Source organism: Micromonospora sp. CA-248212 (assembly GCF_050948405.1).
Classification (GTDB): Bacteria; Actinomycetota; Actinomycetes; order Mycobacteriales; family Micromonosporaceae; genus Micromonospora.
In genome coordinates, this window is record NZ_CP192023.1 from 4,779,498 (window position 1) to 4,794,640 (window position 15,143).

A 15,143-nucleotide genomic window follows, 5' to 3' on the forward strand; every position below is an offset into this window, starting at 1 on the left:
AGGATGTGCGAGAGCACTGGATTCGACCGGCCGGCATCAGGGGCCCATCTGGGCGTGGAGGGTGACGGTGTTGCTGAGGCGCAGCACGACTGCCGGGTCCTCAAGGATTCGGTCGAACTGGCTGAGTTCCGCGGTAGTGAATCCTGCGACGTCGGTGAGCTGGTCGTTCAGGTGGTGGGCGATGTGGCGGTAGAGGGTACATCCCGGGCCGCCGCCGCGGCTGGTCTCGGTGTGGGTGGTGGTGCAGACGTGGTCCATGCCGAGGGCGATGAGGAGTCCAATGGTGTCGTCCACCGAGGGAGGCGCCGCCGGAGACGAAAGAAAGGTGTGGATCGCCCGGATGACCCGGTCGATGACGCTGGTGCCACCCGGGACAGAGGTGTAGACGACAGGCGGGGCAACGACGGTGCCGGCGAGGATCAGCCATCCGCCGCTGCGGAGCAGATTGGCCATCGGTGCGAGCGTGTCGATGTGGTCCGGTTGCCGGTCAGCGAGCACGACGTCATAGCCGCCTGCTCCTGCGAGCAGGTGTGCCTGCTCGGGATTCTCGACGACGTCGACGCGTCCGCTCGGTCCGACCAGGCGAGTCAGCTGTGCGATGTCGGCGACGCCCGTGATGTCCACGACTTGCTGACCGGCGCTGACCTGGACTCGGCCAAGCTCGTCGGTCAGTAGCCGCGTGAGCGTTCTGCGCGCCGCCGTACGCCACTGCTGGTCCCCGGTCACGTCGGCGCCGCTGGCCGGATCGGTGGGGCGGGTGTCATCGGTCATGTGGACGGGCTCCTATCGGTATCTGCGGTCGGGGGATCGAGTGGCGGGTTATCGACTTCTGACGAATGGCGGTGGCCTTGCGCTGTGCAGCTGGCACGCATGCGGGCGAGTTCGTGGCGCAGGCGCGGGCCGTCGCGGTGACCTGCGTGCGCGGCAAGGTGGTCGGCGGCGGTGCGGGCGAGGAGTTGACGCGCTTGGGCGCAGTGCCCGTCCTGGTACAGGACGAGAGCGAGAGTCGCTTGGGCAGCGAGGGTAGGCAGCGCCCGAGGACCCTCCGCGGTGCTGTGGTGGCAGGCGAGGTCGCGGTAACAGTTCGCGGCTTCGGTGAGGTCACCCGTGCGGCGGTGCGCGTCGGCGAGGACCTTGAGGGCGGCGCGCGCCTGCGGTGAGGTGGCAGCGAGCAGGTGGCGCAGGAAGCGGTACGCCCACCGGGCCCACGGAAGCGCAGTGGCGAGGTCGTCGGCGGTGAGGGTGAGTTCCGCGAGCAGGGCTGCGGCGCTTGCGGTGGCGACGTCCAGAGGAGGATTGCGATCGGTGGGATCGACGTAGAGCAGTCCGGTACGCAGGGCTCCGACGGCGCGCTCGTAATCGCCGCGGCCGGCGCGGCTGTGGGCGTAATCGAGGCGCTGTGCCATGGCCATCCGGGGTCCGACGAGCTGCCACGGGCTGGACCGCCAGATGATGTGCAGGTCAGTGGGTTTGGCGCCGACGGCGACGCGAAGGATGCCACCGGGGGCATAGGCGGCAGCATGATTGATCATGCCGCGTGGCACGAGGTGCGGAATGTGGTGCAGGACCGTCTGGGCGACCGCGTTGCCCAGCGGCTGCGCCGGGACGGGTGTCCGCCCGCAGGTGGGCATGCAGAGGTAGACCGGCGAGCTCTCGGGAAGCTGCACCAGGATCATCGGATGGTCACAGGTGTGGCAGGTCGCCAGACCTGGCGGGACCGGGGCGCCCGGCACCGCTCGTGCCCGCGCCACCCACTCTCCGATCGTGGCGGATGACACGCCCAGCTCGCTGGCCACCGCGCTGATCGCCCTTAACAGGCCGTGCTCGACGGCACGATCGAGCGTGGCTGCCACCGAATCGACGACGAACGCCGGCGTCCACGAGGCCACCGGCACGGACCGCGTCGGCATAGTGCGCTCCCCCCTTTCTGATCTGATCGCTATGCGGCCAATGAGGTGGCCCGCACCGACCACGACGGCGTGAGCTGCATGCAGACGGCGCGATGGTTCTCGCTGGCCGGAGTTCGCGCGATGTCGCTGATGTGGGTGCGAAGAGGGTCGCCGATCCTCAGGTAGCGGGCGGCGATGGTCGCGGCGACCCTGAGGCAGCGCTTCGAGATGTCGGGTGATCCGCAGTCGCGGTAGAGGCACGCGAGCCGGGTGAGCGCTTTCAGGGTGACGGATGCTTCTGGTCCGTGGCGGCGTTCGGCGGTGGTGTAGACGTCGGCGAGGTCCCGGATTGCCTGGTCACAGCAGCCGATGCGGTGGTGTGCGTCGGCCAGGCCGGCGCGGGCGTGCAGGGTCCGCTCGTGGTCGGCGCCGAGTGCGGCGGTGGCGAGGTCGACCAGGTCGCGGTAGGCGGTGACGGCCTGATCGGCGTGTCCGGTCAGCACCGCCAGGGGTGCCAGCAGCACCACCGCGTCAAGTTGCTCCGCCGCGGACGTGCCGGGGTGGGCGAGTGTCCGGGCGTAGACGGCCCATTGGTAGGCGTCCGTGAGGTCGCCGAGCGTCTGCCGCGCTGCGGCGTAGTCGATCGCCGCGCGCGCCGGCGTCTGGTGTGCTCCGCGCGCCGGTTGACGGGTCCGGGGCATCGGCGTCCGCGTTGGCATGTCGTTTGGCTCCCGATCATGTTCGGCATTAGGCAGGGGTGGGTCTGCGGGGTTGGTGTGGCCGGCGGCGGCAGTTAGGGCTGGTCACCGCCGGCCACGTCGATCGCCGCTGCCCTCCCCTTGCTGGGCGGGCGACCGGCTTGTGCACCCCCCAGGCGCGGACTGAGCGCGACGGGCGGGCAATGATGCCGACGACGGTGAGACGTAGGCATGGCGGCTGGCTTGGCCTGGCGCCTCAGCGTCGGCATCCGGGTCTGCCGCCGGTGACCTCAACGGGCAGGGTCGTGAAGCTCACCAGCGGCGCTGTCATGACGGGGCGTGCGTCGGTCGGTGGGTGGTGTCGGCGGAGGCGAGCTGCCGCAGGGGATGAAACTGCGGGTGGGGCCTCGGTGGGCGGCGCAGGAAACGCTTGGCGAGGCTGATGGGCATGCTGGGAAGGTGCCCGACGGTGTGCCATCGCGGGTCGCCCTGTGGGTAATAGCCGTGCTCGGCGAGTGCGGTGGCGATGCCAAAGCGGTGTGCCGCGCCCCAGACCAGGACCGCCGGGCGTTTGGTCGCGAGGGCGGCAGCAACCACGACCGCCTCACGCGCGTCGAGGAGAACCCGGTCGAAGGCTTCCACCTGAGGATTGCGGTGCGGCCGACGGGTGCCAACGCCACGGGCCAACATGCGGTTACTCGCTGCGAAGACGACACGCATCGAGTTATCGCGCCAGGGCCGCTCGTCGGGCCAGTCGAGCATCTGCCGCCTGCGGCGAAGGAAGTAGGTCATGGCGTCGGCGCCGGCTGCGCGCAGGATGTCCGGGTCGGTCAAGTCACTGGCCTTCCACGACGGACGCCGCAGTTCCTCGCGCTGGGACACCCAGCCGAGCGCTGTCGTCATCCGACGCTGTTCAACGTCCCGCAACCTCTTCATCTCGGTGAGGATCGCCTGCTCCCCCGCTGTCGGCGCGCCGACAGCAGGGTCGTGTTCGGTGCCCTCCAGGTAGACCTCGAACTCGCGCTGCTCGTAGTCGGTGACGTCGTCGACTATCTGTTGGAAGTAGGTGCGCTCACCGAAGTGGGCGGTCGACACCACGACGACCTGCCGGCCGGATTCGGTGTGGATGAACGTGGTGACGGGTGTCTGGACGACCGACAGGCTCCCGTCGACTTCCTGGATCCTGAGCGGCTTCATGAGGTGCATCCCTGTTCCCTTGTTTCCTTGCTTTGGTTGATGATCGGTGGGGAGCTGCCGCCGCGTGACTCGCCGGTCAGGTGCCGGCCGCGGCGGCGGTGGGGTTGGCGGCGACGATCGGCCGCGATTCGCGGGCCGTGCGTGGAGGGCGGTACATCAGGGTCACCGTTGGCCCGTCGGGGAGGGTGAGCGTCGCTCGGGGTAGGTATTTATGCCGGAGGTACATGTCCTGGGTGTCGGGAAGGGTTTCGGTCCAGGCGGGCAGGTTGATGCGGTCGAGGCGGGCTTCGTGGTGGGTGAGTATCGCCGCGCCGAGGCCACGCCGCTGGGCGTCGGGGCGCACGGCGAGGATCGCCAGGTGGTGGTGCGGGTCGAAGGGACGCTGGTTGGTGAGCAGTTGGTCGAGGACGGCGAAGCGCTGCGCGTGGGTGCTATCGACGGTGTCGAGGCGGCTCTGGAAGTTCGCTGGTGGCGCGATGGGCCGATAGCGGTGAAAGGCGACGGCGGTAGCGCTCAGGTCGTCGGTGATCTGGATGTCGCCGTGGAACATGGCGTGCTCTACCCAGATCGCCGCGACGCCGGCCAGGATGCGGCGGCGCGCGGCCGGGTCGGGCACCAACCATTCGCCAAGCGAGCTGGGGTGCATGGCGTCGGCAATGAGGGCGGCGACCGGGTCTTTGTCCACCCAGCGGGCGGTACGGATGCGCGGAATGACGTCCATTGAGTTCTCCAAGCGCGGCGGGGCAGATGGAACTGCCGGTGGTGTCCGGGAGGTCAGCGGTATGCGGCGGTGGCGAGATCCCCCACGGCGGCGTCAACCGCCGCGGTGATGTCGCGTACCGGCTGGTAGTGGCGTTCGGCGATGGCGCGTAGCTGTGCGGCGAGCACGGCGACGTCATCGGCGAGGTAGAGATGGTTGAGCAGCCCGAGGGTCGTGACCAGCCCGGCGAGAGCGGCGGTGTGGTTGTCAGGCTGGTCGCGGCCAGTGGCGATGTAGTGCAACCGTGCCCGAGCGACAACCGGCCACTTGACGTCCAAGAGCAGGTAGCGGTCGCTGCGGGCAAGCCCACCGAAGCGGCGGCGCTGCTCGTGGCGCAGGATCCCACCGGCGACCAGGCCCGCGCGGGTGCGGTCGTAGAGGCCGGGGGAGAACCCCCGCAGCCACATGCGCAGCAGCGGGTGAGCGTTGCGGATGGTGGCGGCTGCGGCGTCGGCGATTAGGTCCCCGACCGGGCGGTCGACGTTCGGGTGTACCCGCTGGTGGCCTGCCGCGCGCGCCTCAGCGTTCAGGTCGAGAGCCACCCGCCCGGCGAGATACAGGTCGATCAGGACCGCGCCGGCGAGCCCGAGCGCGAGGGCCTGCCGGTGCACGTGGAGATGTCCGGTGTCGTCGTCGTGGCCGAGGAGGAACAGCTCATCGCGCAGCGGCAGGCGCGGGATCGACGCGGGCATCGGCGGGGCTCCTACCGCAGTCCGGCGGTGAGCCGCCGCAGCCGCTCGTGTGCCCCGCCGTACGCGGGTCCAGGGGCGGGGAGCAGCGTTTTGTCGACGGCGGCGAGGACGGTGTAGTTGGGGTCGCACACGTTGCCGATCGGCGCCCGCCCCGCCTGCGACACGAGCTGGTAAGCGTCCAGGGCTTCCAGGCCGGTCAGGCCGCTGGCCCAGCCGACGAGGTCGTGCTGGGCGATGCGGTACGCGTCCTCCAGGGGCCTCGCGCAGCCGATCGTCAGGATGTCCCGGTCGGTCTCCAACCGCGGCCAATGTGTGGTGACGCCTTTGATGACGTCGATGGCGAGGGTGGTGGCCGTGGCGATCTCCACGCCGACGCCGCAGGCCTCGCCCTCACCCTGGCGGGCGTGCCCGTCGCCGAGGGCCAGCATCGCCCCGTGAACGTTCACCCCCAGGTAGAGAGTGGTGCCGGCGCGCAGGTGCGGGGTGTCGAGGTTCCCGCCGTGTGTGTCCGGCACGAGTGTGGAGCGGGCCTCGAAACCGCCGGGGGCGACACCGATCGTGCCGATCATCGGGTCCAGCGGCAGATCCACGCTGTGGTCGCTGCGGGTAGCCTCGAACCGGACGGTCCCGGCCTGCCGGTCGATGCCGTACACCCACACCCGCTCCTCCAGCGGCGACTGCAGGGTGGCGGTGTGGGAGGTGGACGTCAGCGCTCCGAAGTGCGGGAACGTCGATGACACGCCCCAGTCCCGCGCCGGCACGATCGACACGACATGGACGGCGAGGGTGTCCCCCGGTTCGGCGTCCTCGACGAAGAACGGCCCTGACACCGGATTCAGGTACGGCATCCTGCACACCTGCGACGGCAGGTCCGCCGGACCGCGCACGAGACCACCGAAGCAGTCCTCGGTGTGCACCTGCAGGATGTCGCCGGAGCGCACCTGAGCCACCGGCAGCCGCCCGCCGAAGGTGTAGGCGAACTCGTCGCGAACCGGCCGGTAGGTGATCGTGTCCACGGCCGTCACACCCGCTCCACGTCACGCGTCGGCACCTGCGTGGGCGCCAGACCCGACAGGGCAGGCCGACGCCCGGACGCGTACAGGCCGGCGAGAACGACGACCCCGAGCGCGAGCCACGCCAGGCCGAGGCGCTGCGCGGCGATGTTCGCGTTGACCACGACATAGGCGAGGATCGCGAACCCGACCCCGGGCATCACCAGGTGCGCCCACCAGTTGCCGCTACGCGAACGGATGAGGTGATGCACCACCACCGAGACATGCAGGACCAGGAACGCGACCATCGCCCCGAAATTGATCAGCGACGACAACAGGGTGATCCCGTCCGCTCGGGTCGCCAAGTACAGGCCCAGGGTGAGGGACACGAACCCGGTGAGCAGAGTCGCGTTGATGGGCACGTTGCGCCGGATCGACACCTTCGCCAGGAACGCCGGCAGTTGCCGATCCCGGGCCATCGCGTACAGCAGCCGAGACGTGGCGACCTGCGCGACCATCGAGTTCGGCAAACCCCACGCGATCGCCGTCGCGACCGCGCACAGGGTCGCCAACCAACCGCCACCGGCCACCCGCGCGGCGTCGTAGAAGGCAGTCCCGTTCGGATCCCCCTCCGCAAGAAGACCAGCGGGGTCGGGGACGAGCATCGCGGCCAGCCACGTCTGGGCAACGAACAACACCCCAGCCAGAACCAGAACCGCGGCCATCGCGCGACCGATCTGCCGGGAGCCGCCCTTGGACTCCTCGGCCAACATGCTGATCCCGTCGAAGCCCAGGAACGACAGCACCGCGATCGACACCGCGCCCGCCACCACCGACCAGGTGAACGTGTCGGCGTTGTAGAACGCCTCCCAGCTGAACCGGCCCTTTCCGGTCGCGAGGGCCCAGCCGGCGACGGCCAGGAATATCGCCAGGACGATCAGTTCACCGACGAGCATCACCCGAGTCACCACCGCCGTCATCCGGATCCCCACCGAGTTGACGACCGTGTTGACCGCGACGAAACCGAGCAGCCACAGCCACACCGGCACCGCCGGCACGGTGGAGTGCATCGCCACCGATGCCACCAGATACAACAGCCCCGGTACGAGAACGTAGTCGAGCAGGATCACCCAGCCGGCGAGGAACCCGACCGGTGCGCTGATCCCCCGCCCGGCGTAGTTGTAGACGCTGCCCGACATCGGGAACGCCCGCACCATCTGCGCATAGGAGAACGCCGTGAACACCAACGCCACCACGCCGATCACGTACGCCAGAGCGACCATGCCGCCGGAGCCGGCGTAGACGCTGCCGAGGATCGCCATCGGTGCGATCGGCACCATGTACACCAGGCCGTACGCGATCAGATCCCGGAACCGCAGTTGCCGACTCAGCTCTTGGCGGTAGCCGTAGCGGGCCAAATCCTGCTCGTGCACAACATCCTCCGCGGGTTCAGGTATCAGTGGGATGGAGATTTGCGCTTGCTAAACACGCCGGCCGGGCGAAGGAGCCTCAGCGGCCCTGCCTGCTCGACGGCAGCAGCTGTGGCGCGATGACCGAATGCGCCGCCAGCGGTGTGATCAGCAGTGGCATGGAACTCCTGGCGACAGGCACGGTGAATCTTTTTCGGTGAGCGGTTTCGCTGGCTGGTGAGTACCGGCAGCAGCGATGACGCCGACATAGACCGACCTAAGACGAGGTCGATCAATGTCGGCCAGCCCCGTCAGACGGTTCTGACATTCCGTTGACATTCACGGCACCCCCAACATCCTCCGTAGGTGAATGTCAGCGGATTGTCGGAGATGGACGGCAGCCCTTATCGACACGGTCAGCGGCGACTTTTGATGTTCTAGTCATCGCCCGCGTCGATGTCGCAGGCGATGAGGGACCGCAGCCGCGATGCGGGGCGACGGTCTGCCGTGTCCACGACCGCTTGGGAGGGCATGCACCATGACCAGTTCATCCATGCCGGAGGTCGGAGAGGTTGGCCGTCGGGCTGCCGAGATCCTCGACAAGATGCAGGCGCACCCGGCCTACGGCCGGCTGCAGAGCTCGTCGATGAAGTACTCCACCTGCTGGGCCACGTTCACCGGCTACCCGGCTATCAGCCGTTGGTCGCTGGAGCGCGATGCCGCTCCGCTGCTGGACGAAGCGCTGCGCGTGCTGGCGCTCAAAGCTGCCGTGTTCGAGCTTTCCGGCGGGGACGAGCACGCCGCCGAACTGCTGGTGCCGGCGCCGGTGGACGAGATGATCCACGCCGTGCTGGCCCAGTTCACGCTGATGACGCGCCTGCAGAGCGACCTGGACGTCGCCTTCCCCCATGCCACCGAGTTGGAGGAGTTCACCTACACCCGCGGCGGCATCACCGACGCCTACTACGCCGCCGCCGGGTGGGGAGAGCAACCACTGCGGTACTGGCTGGACTCGGCCGAGGTGAGTCGACGTCTCGGCCTGCTCAACCAGCACTACCAGGCGGCCGGCCTCGGCCGGGACGGACGCAGCCACGACTTCGACTTCGACCGGAACGAGCCGGTCGCCGCCGGGGTCAGCGCTTAACCAACTCCACCGACAGCACCCGCCGCAGGGCCGTCACCGCTTCCTTCGCTCCGAACCGTTCGGCGGCCAGCCGCTCGGCGCGGGCAACAGCGGCGAAGATCCCTTCGGCGGGTGCCTCCCGCAAGACGGCTACGAGCCAACCTTCCAGGTCCACCAGGTCGTCGGGCAACTCCAGCGCCGCCGCCGTCGGCGCCGGTCGGGGCGCCTGATCGGGGACCAGTTCCCCGGCCGAGGTGTACCGGCCGGCGGGAAGGCCCACCCGGAACGGATGAACACAAACGGCGACACCGTCCGCGGTTGCCCGCCAGCCAAGGTCAGATCGGTACGCGAATTCGGGTCCCGGCCGGTCAATGACATCGAACTGGCCCGGCCCGAGCTGCTGAGCCGGACACACCACGCAGGTCTGTTCACACCACTGCGGAAGGGGCCCCGACATGCCGCCGATCGTACGGCAATCAGGAGGTATCAGGGTATGACGGTCTTATCGCTTCCCCGCACCGCCGACATCGAGCGCGCCCTGCGCGACGCTCGGACGTGGTGCGCGGGGCACACCATCGACGACCGGCCGGCCCTGGTCCACGCGCTGCGCGTCGCCGTGACCATCGGGCAACACGTCCCCGCCCCATCGCAGGACGTCATCGTCGCCGCGCTCCTACACGACGCACCAGAGTTCGCCCCGATAGAAGCGGACGTCTACCAGGCCCTCACCGCCGCATACGGGATCGAGGTCGCCCGGATCATCGCCGTCCTTCAGGCCGAACATCGTTCCCTTGATGAACCCAACCCGCCCATCCACGTCGACGACCAGTCCGTCTTGCTGGCCTCGACCGCCGACAAGATCGTCGCCCTGACCTCGCTGCTACGGCGGGCCCAGAGCACCGGCAATGCACCAGACTTCTTCGACCGGCGCCCTGTGTTACGCGGACTACTGCCGTACTTCCGGGCCTTCCAACGCGCCGCACATCCTCGGGTGCCCGCCAGCATGTCGGCGCACCTCGACGCCGCCCTCACGCCGCTCGAACGCGCCAGCGCATATCCGCAGCGAGTGGGTGCGCGGTGAACAGCACCATGCTCGACGAGCAGCTCCGCACGCGACTACGAGTCGACCTGCTCGCCGCATCACGACGAGTACCGACGCGGCGACACATCATCCAGACATGGGAGCTGTCTTCGGTCGAGCGCTGGTTCTTCCCCGATGGCAGCAGCTTGGTCTGCAAGCTCGCCACCGCACCGTTCACCGGCGAAGCGACCGTCCTTCGCGCGCTCAACAACCGGCAAGCCCCAGTCCCGCTGCTGGACGGCTACACAATGCGCCCCGACGGGGTGGGCATGCTGATGGAAGACCTTGGCGAGCCTCGCCGGCCCGCGACGTCCGCAGAGGTTGCCGCCACGGCCCGATGGGTTCACGCCACTGCCGGCATCCCCAACCTCCCGACCTTCGACGAAGCGGGACTGGCGCGGCTGCCAGAGCAAGGACTCGACGCGTTAGACGAGCTCCGTCGACAAGGGCGCTTCATCCACGACGCGAAAGGGATCGAAGCGGTGCTGCAGCGACTCGCTGCCACCGCACAACACAGGGCCGACGGTGCCGAGCGGCCACCGTTCGGGCTGTGCCACGGCGAGTTCCACCGCACGTCGCTGCACGTCAGCCGCACCGGCTGCCGCCTCGTCGACTGGGCCAAGGCATTCACCGGACCGGGCCTCCTCGACCTGGCCACCTGGTTCGGCACCCGCACATCCACCGAACCCCGACTCCTCGCCAGACTTATCAAGGCCTACGTCGCCGCAGGCGGGCATCCCGACGCCGAAGTCCACCGGGGCGGGCTTCCCGCTGTCCGATGGGCGCTGGGCTGGCACCGGGTGTGGGCAGCCTGGTGGCTGCTGACTACCGCCGCCGCTGGCCACTACCAAGCTTCTGCCGATCGGCGCCATACCGAAGTCGTCCTCCGGCAACTCCGAGCCGCAGTGGACCTACTCGGAGCACCGCCGCTCATCAGCCCCAGCCGCCCATCGCCTACTGCAGGAAGATCCTCGTGAAGCGCCTCGTCGTCGACACCCACGCCTCGTCCTGCTATTTCCGCACCTCCGTCGGTGGCGACGGACGCAAGGCGTTGGTGCAGGTCACCGAACGGTGCAACCTGCACTGCGCCCACTGCTTCGTTTCGTCGACTGCCGCCGGGTCCGACCTGTCCCTGGCAGATTTCACCACCCGCGTGCTGCCGCGGCTGCTGGACGCCCGCGTCGAACGCCTCACGCTCACCGGGGGCGAGCCGTTCGTGCACCCCGACCTGATCGCCATGTGCCAGGCAGTAGCCGACCGAGGACTGCCGGTGGGCCTCTGCACCAACGCGACGCTGACCCGCGACGCGGACATCGACGCCCTGGCCGCACTCGGCAACGTACACATCAACGTGTCCTTCGACGGATTCCGGCCCGAAAGCCACGGCAAATTCCGCGGCGACCGGTCGTCGTTCGACACCACCGTCGCGACCACCCGCAAGTTCGCCGACGCCGGCTTACTCAAGGGCCTGCTGTCCACGCCCAACGCGCTAACCACGCCGGAAGAGTTCGCCGATCTGTGCGCTTTCGCCGTCGATATCGGCGCCGAATACGTCCTGATGAACCCGCTCTCCTCCTTCGGCCGAGGAGTGAAGAGCCGCGGCAAGCTCGCCGCGACCACGACTGCCATGGACGCGATCCGGGCGGTAACCGACCGTTTCGCTGACCAGCTCGATCTCGTACGTATTCGCTTCCCCAACGACAACCTGCCGCTGGGTGGCTGCGACGCCGGCAAGCTGATCTACGTCTTCGTCGACGGGCAGGTCGCTGTCTGCCCCTACCTGGTCTTCGCCGCCCGCACACCCGCTTCAACGCACCGTGACACCGAGTTCCTGACTGGCAACATCCTCGATGGGGAGGCCGCCCCCAGCCTCGACGCCTACGACTTCCACACCCGCTACCAGCTCGGCGCCAACCCGACCTGCGGCTCCTGCGACATGGCCGGGCAGTGCGGCAAGGGCTGCCCGGCCGCGGTCGTCGCCGCTGGTGGCCGCATCGGCGACGTCGACACCGAGCAGTGCCCCATCACGGCACCCAACGGCCGTCGCTTGCTACCGCTGTCCCTGTCGAAGGGGTGAGCAGTCTGTTCATCGCCGTCGAGGGCCCAAATGGAGTCGGCAAAACCACGATTGCCCGCCTCCTGGCCGACCGCCTCGCCGAACACGGATCGACCGGGGTCCACCTGACCGGCGAGCCCACCCGCACACCCCTGGGCCAACTGCTGCGCAGGCAGGAGTCCTTCCTACATGGCAAGGCCCTGGCCCTCGCCCTGGCCGCCGACCGTGCAGCGCACATCGAAACAGAGATCATCCCCCGCCTCGACGACGGACTGCACGTCGTCACCGACCGGTATGTCGCCTCATCGCTGGTGCTGCAGCGGATCGACGGGCTCGACCTCGGCGAGATCTGGTCCTACAACCGCTACGTCCTGCCCGCCACCGTCGTCTACCTCGAAGACCACCCAGAGGTCATCCGCACCCGCCTGGCAGCCCGACAACAACTGACCAGGCTGGAGCTCGCCGGCTCACCCGAGAAGGAGCTCGCCCTCTACCGCGAGGCCGCAGCTCACTTACACCGGCAGCAGTGGCGCCAGCACGTTGTCGTCTGCCACGGCCTCACCCCCGAGCGGGTCGTGGACACTATCCTCGGCCTGCTACCCGCCGACGGCCCCTGACCAGCGAGGCTCACCGTGCTGTCCATCCTGACGATCAACGTGCAGGCCGCCGCGCTCGCACGCGCGCAGAATTTGCTGACCTGGCTGCTCCAGCGCGACGACCACCTGGTCATCCTGACCGAAACCAGCAACGGACCCGGCACCCAGCACCTACTTGCCGGCCTTCGTGCGGCCGGCATGTCCGTCACCCACCAGCCCTCACTCGACGGCGACCGAGGCTGCGCTATCGCCAGCCGCATCCCGACCCGGCCTGCCCCAGACCTCAGCGCCGGACTCAGCCTGCCCGGCCGCGCCCCCGCCGTCACCCTCGACACCCACCCAGCCGTCACGATCCTCGGCCTCTACGTCCCCTCCAGCGACCGGGCACCAGCCAAACTCGCCAAGAAACGGGACTTCCTCACCACCGTCACCGACGCACTCACCCGACTATCCGCCGCCGACCGCGCACACCTGGTCGTCGGCGGGGACTACAACGTCATCAGCCGCGACCACCAACCCCGCTACCCCGGCTTCCGACCCTTCGAGTACGACTTCCTCGACGCCCTCGACGCACTCGGGCTCATCGACGTTCACCGCGCTCTACACCCCGGAGTGCAGGCGCACAGCTGGATTGGTAGAAACGGCAACGGATACCGCTTCGACTATCTCCACGCCGGCGCCGCGCTCATGCCTACGGTGGTGTCCAGCACCTACCTACACCAGCCCCGCCAGGCGAAGCTCACCGACCATGCGGCACTCACCGCCTGCCTCAACGTCACCCCGGGCGCCGTTGCCGAGCGGCTAACTACTGCCGTGCCAGCACTGTTCTGAACAGTGTCGGCCTCGAATACTGTCTGCGGTCATCGCCGAGTCTGCTTCCCGCCTGCTGCGGGTATGGAGCCGAGCAGAGCGGAAGGCCGGCTGAGCCTCGTGACCCCGGACTTCCCTGGCCTGTTTCTTTACGGAATCCAGCTAGAGTCGTGACGGTAGGTCACCTCAATGCTCATGTCTTGGTAGCTTGTCCCGCTCGTCCTCCTCGGAGCGTGATCGTGTCCGTTGCCCCGCCGCCGCAGCTGGCCCAAGCCCGGGCTGACCTCGGCAAAAGACTCGCCGAAGCGCGCAAGTCCGCCGGCTACACGCAAGAGACGCTGGCGCCGCTGACGCACTACGTGCGCAGCACGATCGCGAACGTGGAGCGCGGTCGCCAGAGCATCGGCCGAGAGTTCTGGGTTCGTTGCGACGAGATCCTGCATACCGGCGGTGTGCTCGCAGCGGAGTACGACCGGCTCCGAGTATTGGTAACGCGCAACACCGCAGGACATTTCGACGGTGGACGGGCACGCGGGGCCACGTTCGCCACCCGCACAGAAACACCGGCGCCAACGGCGCTTTCCTTGCTCGCGCCCCAGACAACAAATGGCGATTTCGCCCCCCAGACATACGTCGTTGACCTGTGGGCACCCGACGGCAGGTTCTTCCCTGGACTGGCGATACCGGCCTACGTTCATCCTGCTGTGGCCGAGGACGGCCGAGTTCTCACGGCGGTACCGGCCGGCTACTGCGACGACCGGCTACTGCGCACACCGCGACGGAGTCTGGTGGTAGGGCGGATCGAAACCGATCAGGGTGCCCAACTGTTCGGCTTGGACGCCCGCCATGCCCGCCAACGCCTCGCCCAGGCGGCCCCTGACGCGCGGCTCGTCATCCCGCAGGCGTACCAGCTTGACGAACTGGTCCTCGCACTGTTGTGGGCTGTGGCGAACCTTGACGAAGCGCTTCTGGCCGACGACGCCCGTATTGAGCAGGCCACCGCTGAACTGGCCTCCTACGAGCAGATGAGCCGATCCGCAGTCAGCCACGATCTTGCCGCGGATCTCAGCGACGTCGGCAGGATGTGGCTCGGGTCGGTCTTCTGCGCCGGACACATCCACCGACACGCAGATGCCCTCACCTCGACCCCCGCCTACTGGACCCGCGAACAGCGTGGCGAGGAAGCCAGCACCTGGCTGCTGTTCGCCCATAAGCACAGGTATCTGGACCTCACCGCCGCGCGCGCCGGTAATCACCGCATCATCCGCGCCTTCTGCATTCCCCGCGCGGCAGTCGACGCCTCCCCTCGCGGAGAGCGGATTCTCCTGCTGTTGGCGGTGGCACTGATGGAGTCATACGGCATCGAGATCGTCATCACCGACGAGCCGGAGTACGCAGGCACACCCGGCTTCGTGACTGATCGCGACCGTCACGCGGTGCTCGCCAACTGGGTCGGCGCCCAGGGCATCTGGCACGTCGACGTCACCGACGACCACCGCACCGTGCGCCAGTACGGCGCGGCCATCAACCACGCCAGCGGCCGGTCGGTTATCGCCGCTGCGTCTCCGCCCGCACGCCTGCGTGTCCTGACCGAGTACCTGGATCTGAACTGGGAAAATCTCGCCAGGCGTTGCCGAGACCTCGCCGACCAGGGGTGCGCCGCCGTTGTGCAACCCCGCAGCAGACATCTGTCCACCGCCGGCATCGACCGCGCCTGCCGCTACCTCGCCGACGTCGCTGCATTGACCGACTAGTCTTCCCGCAGCGATGATCGTCGCCGTTGGGAGGCCAGGGAATTGTCATCAGGAAAGCGCGTGTCGCCGCGGGTGACGGTCTTCGG

Annotated in this window: 16 protein-coding genes; 7 read left to right on the forward strand and 9 right to left on the reverse strand. The window is 68.5% G+C overall.

Annotation, left to right across the window (positions count from 1 at the left end; all coding sequences use genetic code 11):
* Positions 1 to 36 precede the first annotated feature (36 nt).
* From ACQP03_RS22420 to ACQP03_RS22455, 8 genes are all read right to left on the reverse strand, one after another.
* Complete coding sequence (locus ACQP03_RS22420; protein WP_357171176.1) at positions 37 to 726, reverse strand: hypothetical protein; 690 nt, start codon at positions 724 to 726, stop codon at positions 37 to 39.
* A gap of 41 nt (positions 727 to 767) precedes the next feature.
* Positions 768 to 1,889: a hypothetical protein gene (locus ACQP03_RS22425; protein WP_433458275.1), complete on the reverse strand. Its 1,122-nt coding sequence runs from the start codon at positions 1,887 to 1,889 to the stop codon at positions 768 to 770.
* A 50-nt stretch (positions 1,890 to 1,939) separates the two neighbouring features.
* On the reverse strand, positions 1,940 to 2,608 hold the full coding sequence (locus ACQP03_RS22430) for a tetratricopeptide repeat protein (protein ID WP_357171172.1): 669 nt from the start codon (positions 2,606 to 2,608) through the stop codon (positions 1,940 to 1,942).
* Positions 2,609 to 2,914: 306 nt separating this feature from the next.
* Positions 2,915 to 3,784: a hypothetical protein gene (locus ACQP03_RS22435; protein WP_357171170.1), complete on the reverse strand. Its 870-nt coding sequence runs from the start codon at positions 3,782 to 3,784 to the stop codon at positions 2,915 to 2,917.
* A gap of 76 nt (positions 3,785 to 3,860) precedes the next feature.
* Positions 3,861 to 4,505, reverse strand: a complete 645-nt coding sequence (locus tag ACQP03_RS22440) for a GNAT family N-acetyltransferase (protein WP_357171168.1) — start codon at positions 4,503 to 4,505, stop codon at positions 3,861 to 3,863.
* A 53-nt stretch (positions 4,506 to 4,558) separates the two neighbouring features.
* Entirely contained in the window at positions 4,559 to 5,236 is a 678-nt protein-coding gene (locus ACQP03_RS22445; RefSeq protein WP_357171166.1) for a GOLPH3/VPS74 family protein, read from the reverse strand.
* Positions 5,237 to 5,247: 11 nt separating this feature from the next.
* Positions 5,248 to 6,261, reverse strand: a complete 1,014-nt coding sequence (locus ACQP03_RS22450; RefSeq protein ID WP_357171164.1) for an acetamidase/formamidase family protein — start codon at positions 6,259 to 6,261, stop codon at positions 5,248 to 5,250.
* On the reverse strand, positions 6,258 to 7,619 hold the full coding sequence (locus ACQP03_RS22455; RefSeq protein ID WP_433461199.1) for an APC family permease: 1,362 nt from the start codon (positions 7,617 to 7,619) through the stop codon (positions 6,258 to 6,260). Before ACQP03_RS22455 ends, ACQP03_RS22450 begins: the two co-directional genes overlap by 4 nt.
* 556 nt (positions 7,620 to 8,175) lie before the next feature.
* On the opposite strand from ACQP03_RS22455, the gene ACQP03_RS22460 reads away from it, so the two are divergent.
* Positions 8,176 to 8,781: a hypothetical protein gene (locus ACQP03_RS22460; protein ID WP_357171160.1), complete on the forward strand. Its 606-nt coding sequence runs from the start codon at positions 8,176 to 8,178 to the stop codon at positions 8,779 to 8,781.
* On the opposite strand, the gene ACQP03_RS22465 is transcribed toward ACQP03_RS22460, so the two are convergent.
* Positions 8,771 to 9,040, reverse strand: coding sequence for a hypothetical protein (locus ACQP03_RS22465; RefSeq protein WP_357171157.1), 270 nt, complete (start codon positions 9,038 to 9,040; stop codon positions 8,771 to 8,773). The genes ACQP03_RS22460 and ACQP03_RS22465 overlap by 11 nt on opposite strands.
* A gap of 9 nt (positions 9,041 to 9,049) precedes the next feature.
* On the opposite strand from ACQP03_RS22465, the gene ACQP03_RS22470 reads away from it, so the two are divergent.
* From ACQP03_RS22470 to ACQP03_RS22495, 6 genes are all read left to right on the forward strand, one after another.
* Positions 9,050 to 9,841: a metal-dependent phosphohydrolase gene (locus ACQP03_RS22470; RefSeq protein WP_357171155.1), complete on the forward strand. Its 792-nt coding sequence runs from the start codon at positions 9,050 to 9,052 to the stop codon at positions 9,839 to 9,841.
* The gene (locus tag ACQP03_RS22475) at positions 9,838 to 10,818 is read left to right on the forward strand and encodes an aminoglycoside phosphotransferase (RefSeq protein WP_357171153.1); all 981 of its coding nucleotides are present in this window, start codon (positions 9,838 to 9,840) and stop codon (positions 10,816 to 10,818) included. The genes ACQP03_RS22470 and ACQP03_RS22475 overlap by 4 nt, the downstream gene beginning before the upstream one ends.
* Positions 10,815 to 11,918, forward strand: a complete 1,104-nt coding sequence (locus ACQP03_RS22480; RefSeq protein WP_357171151.1) for a radical SAM protein — start codon at positions 10,815 to 10,817, stop codon at positions 11,916 to 11,918. Before ACQP03_RS22475 ends, ACQP03_RS22480 begins: the two co-directional genes overlap by 4 nt.
* Entirely contained in the window at positions 11,915 to 12,514 is a 600-nt protein-coding gene (tmk, locus tag ACQP03_RS22485) for a dTMP kinase (RefSeq protein WP_357171149.1), read from the forward strand. Before ACQP03_RS22480 ends, tmk begins: the two co-directional genes overlap by 4 nt.
* 15 nt (positions 12,515 to 12,529) lie before the next feature.
* Positions 12,530 to 13,324, forward strand: a complete 795-nt coding sequence (locus ACQP03_RS22490) for an endonuclease/exonuclease/phosphatase family protein (RefSeq protein WP_357171147.1) — start codon at positions 12,530 to 12,532, stop codon at positions 13,322 to 13,324.
* Between the two features lie 212 nt (positions 13,325 to 13,536).
* Entirely contained in the window at positions 13,537 to 15,057 is a 1,521-nt protein-coding gene (locus ACQP03_RS22495) for a helix-turn-helix domain-containing protein (protein WP_357171145.1), read from the forward strand.
* Positions 15,058 to 15,143: the final 86 nt, after the last annotated feature.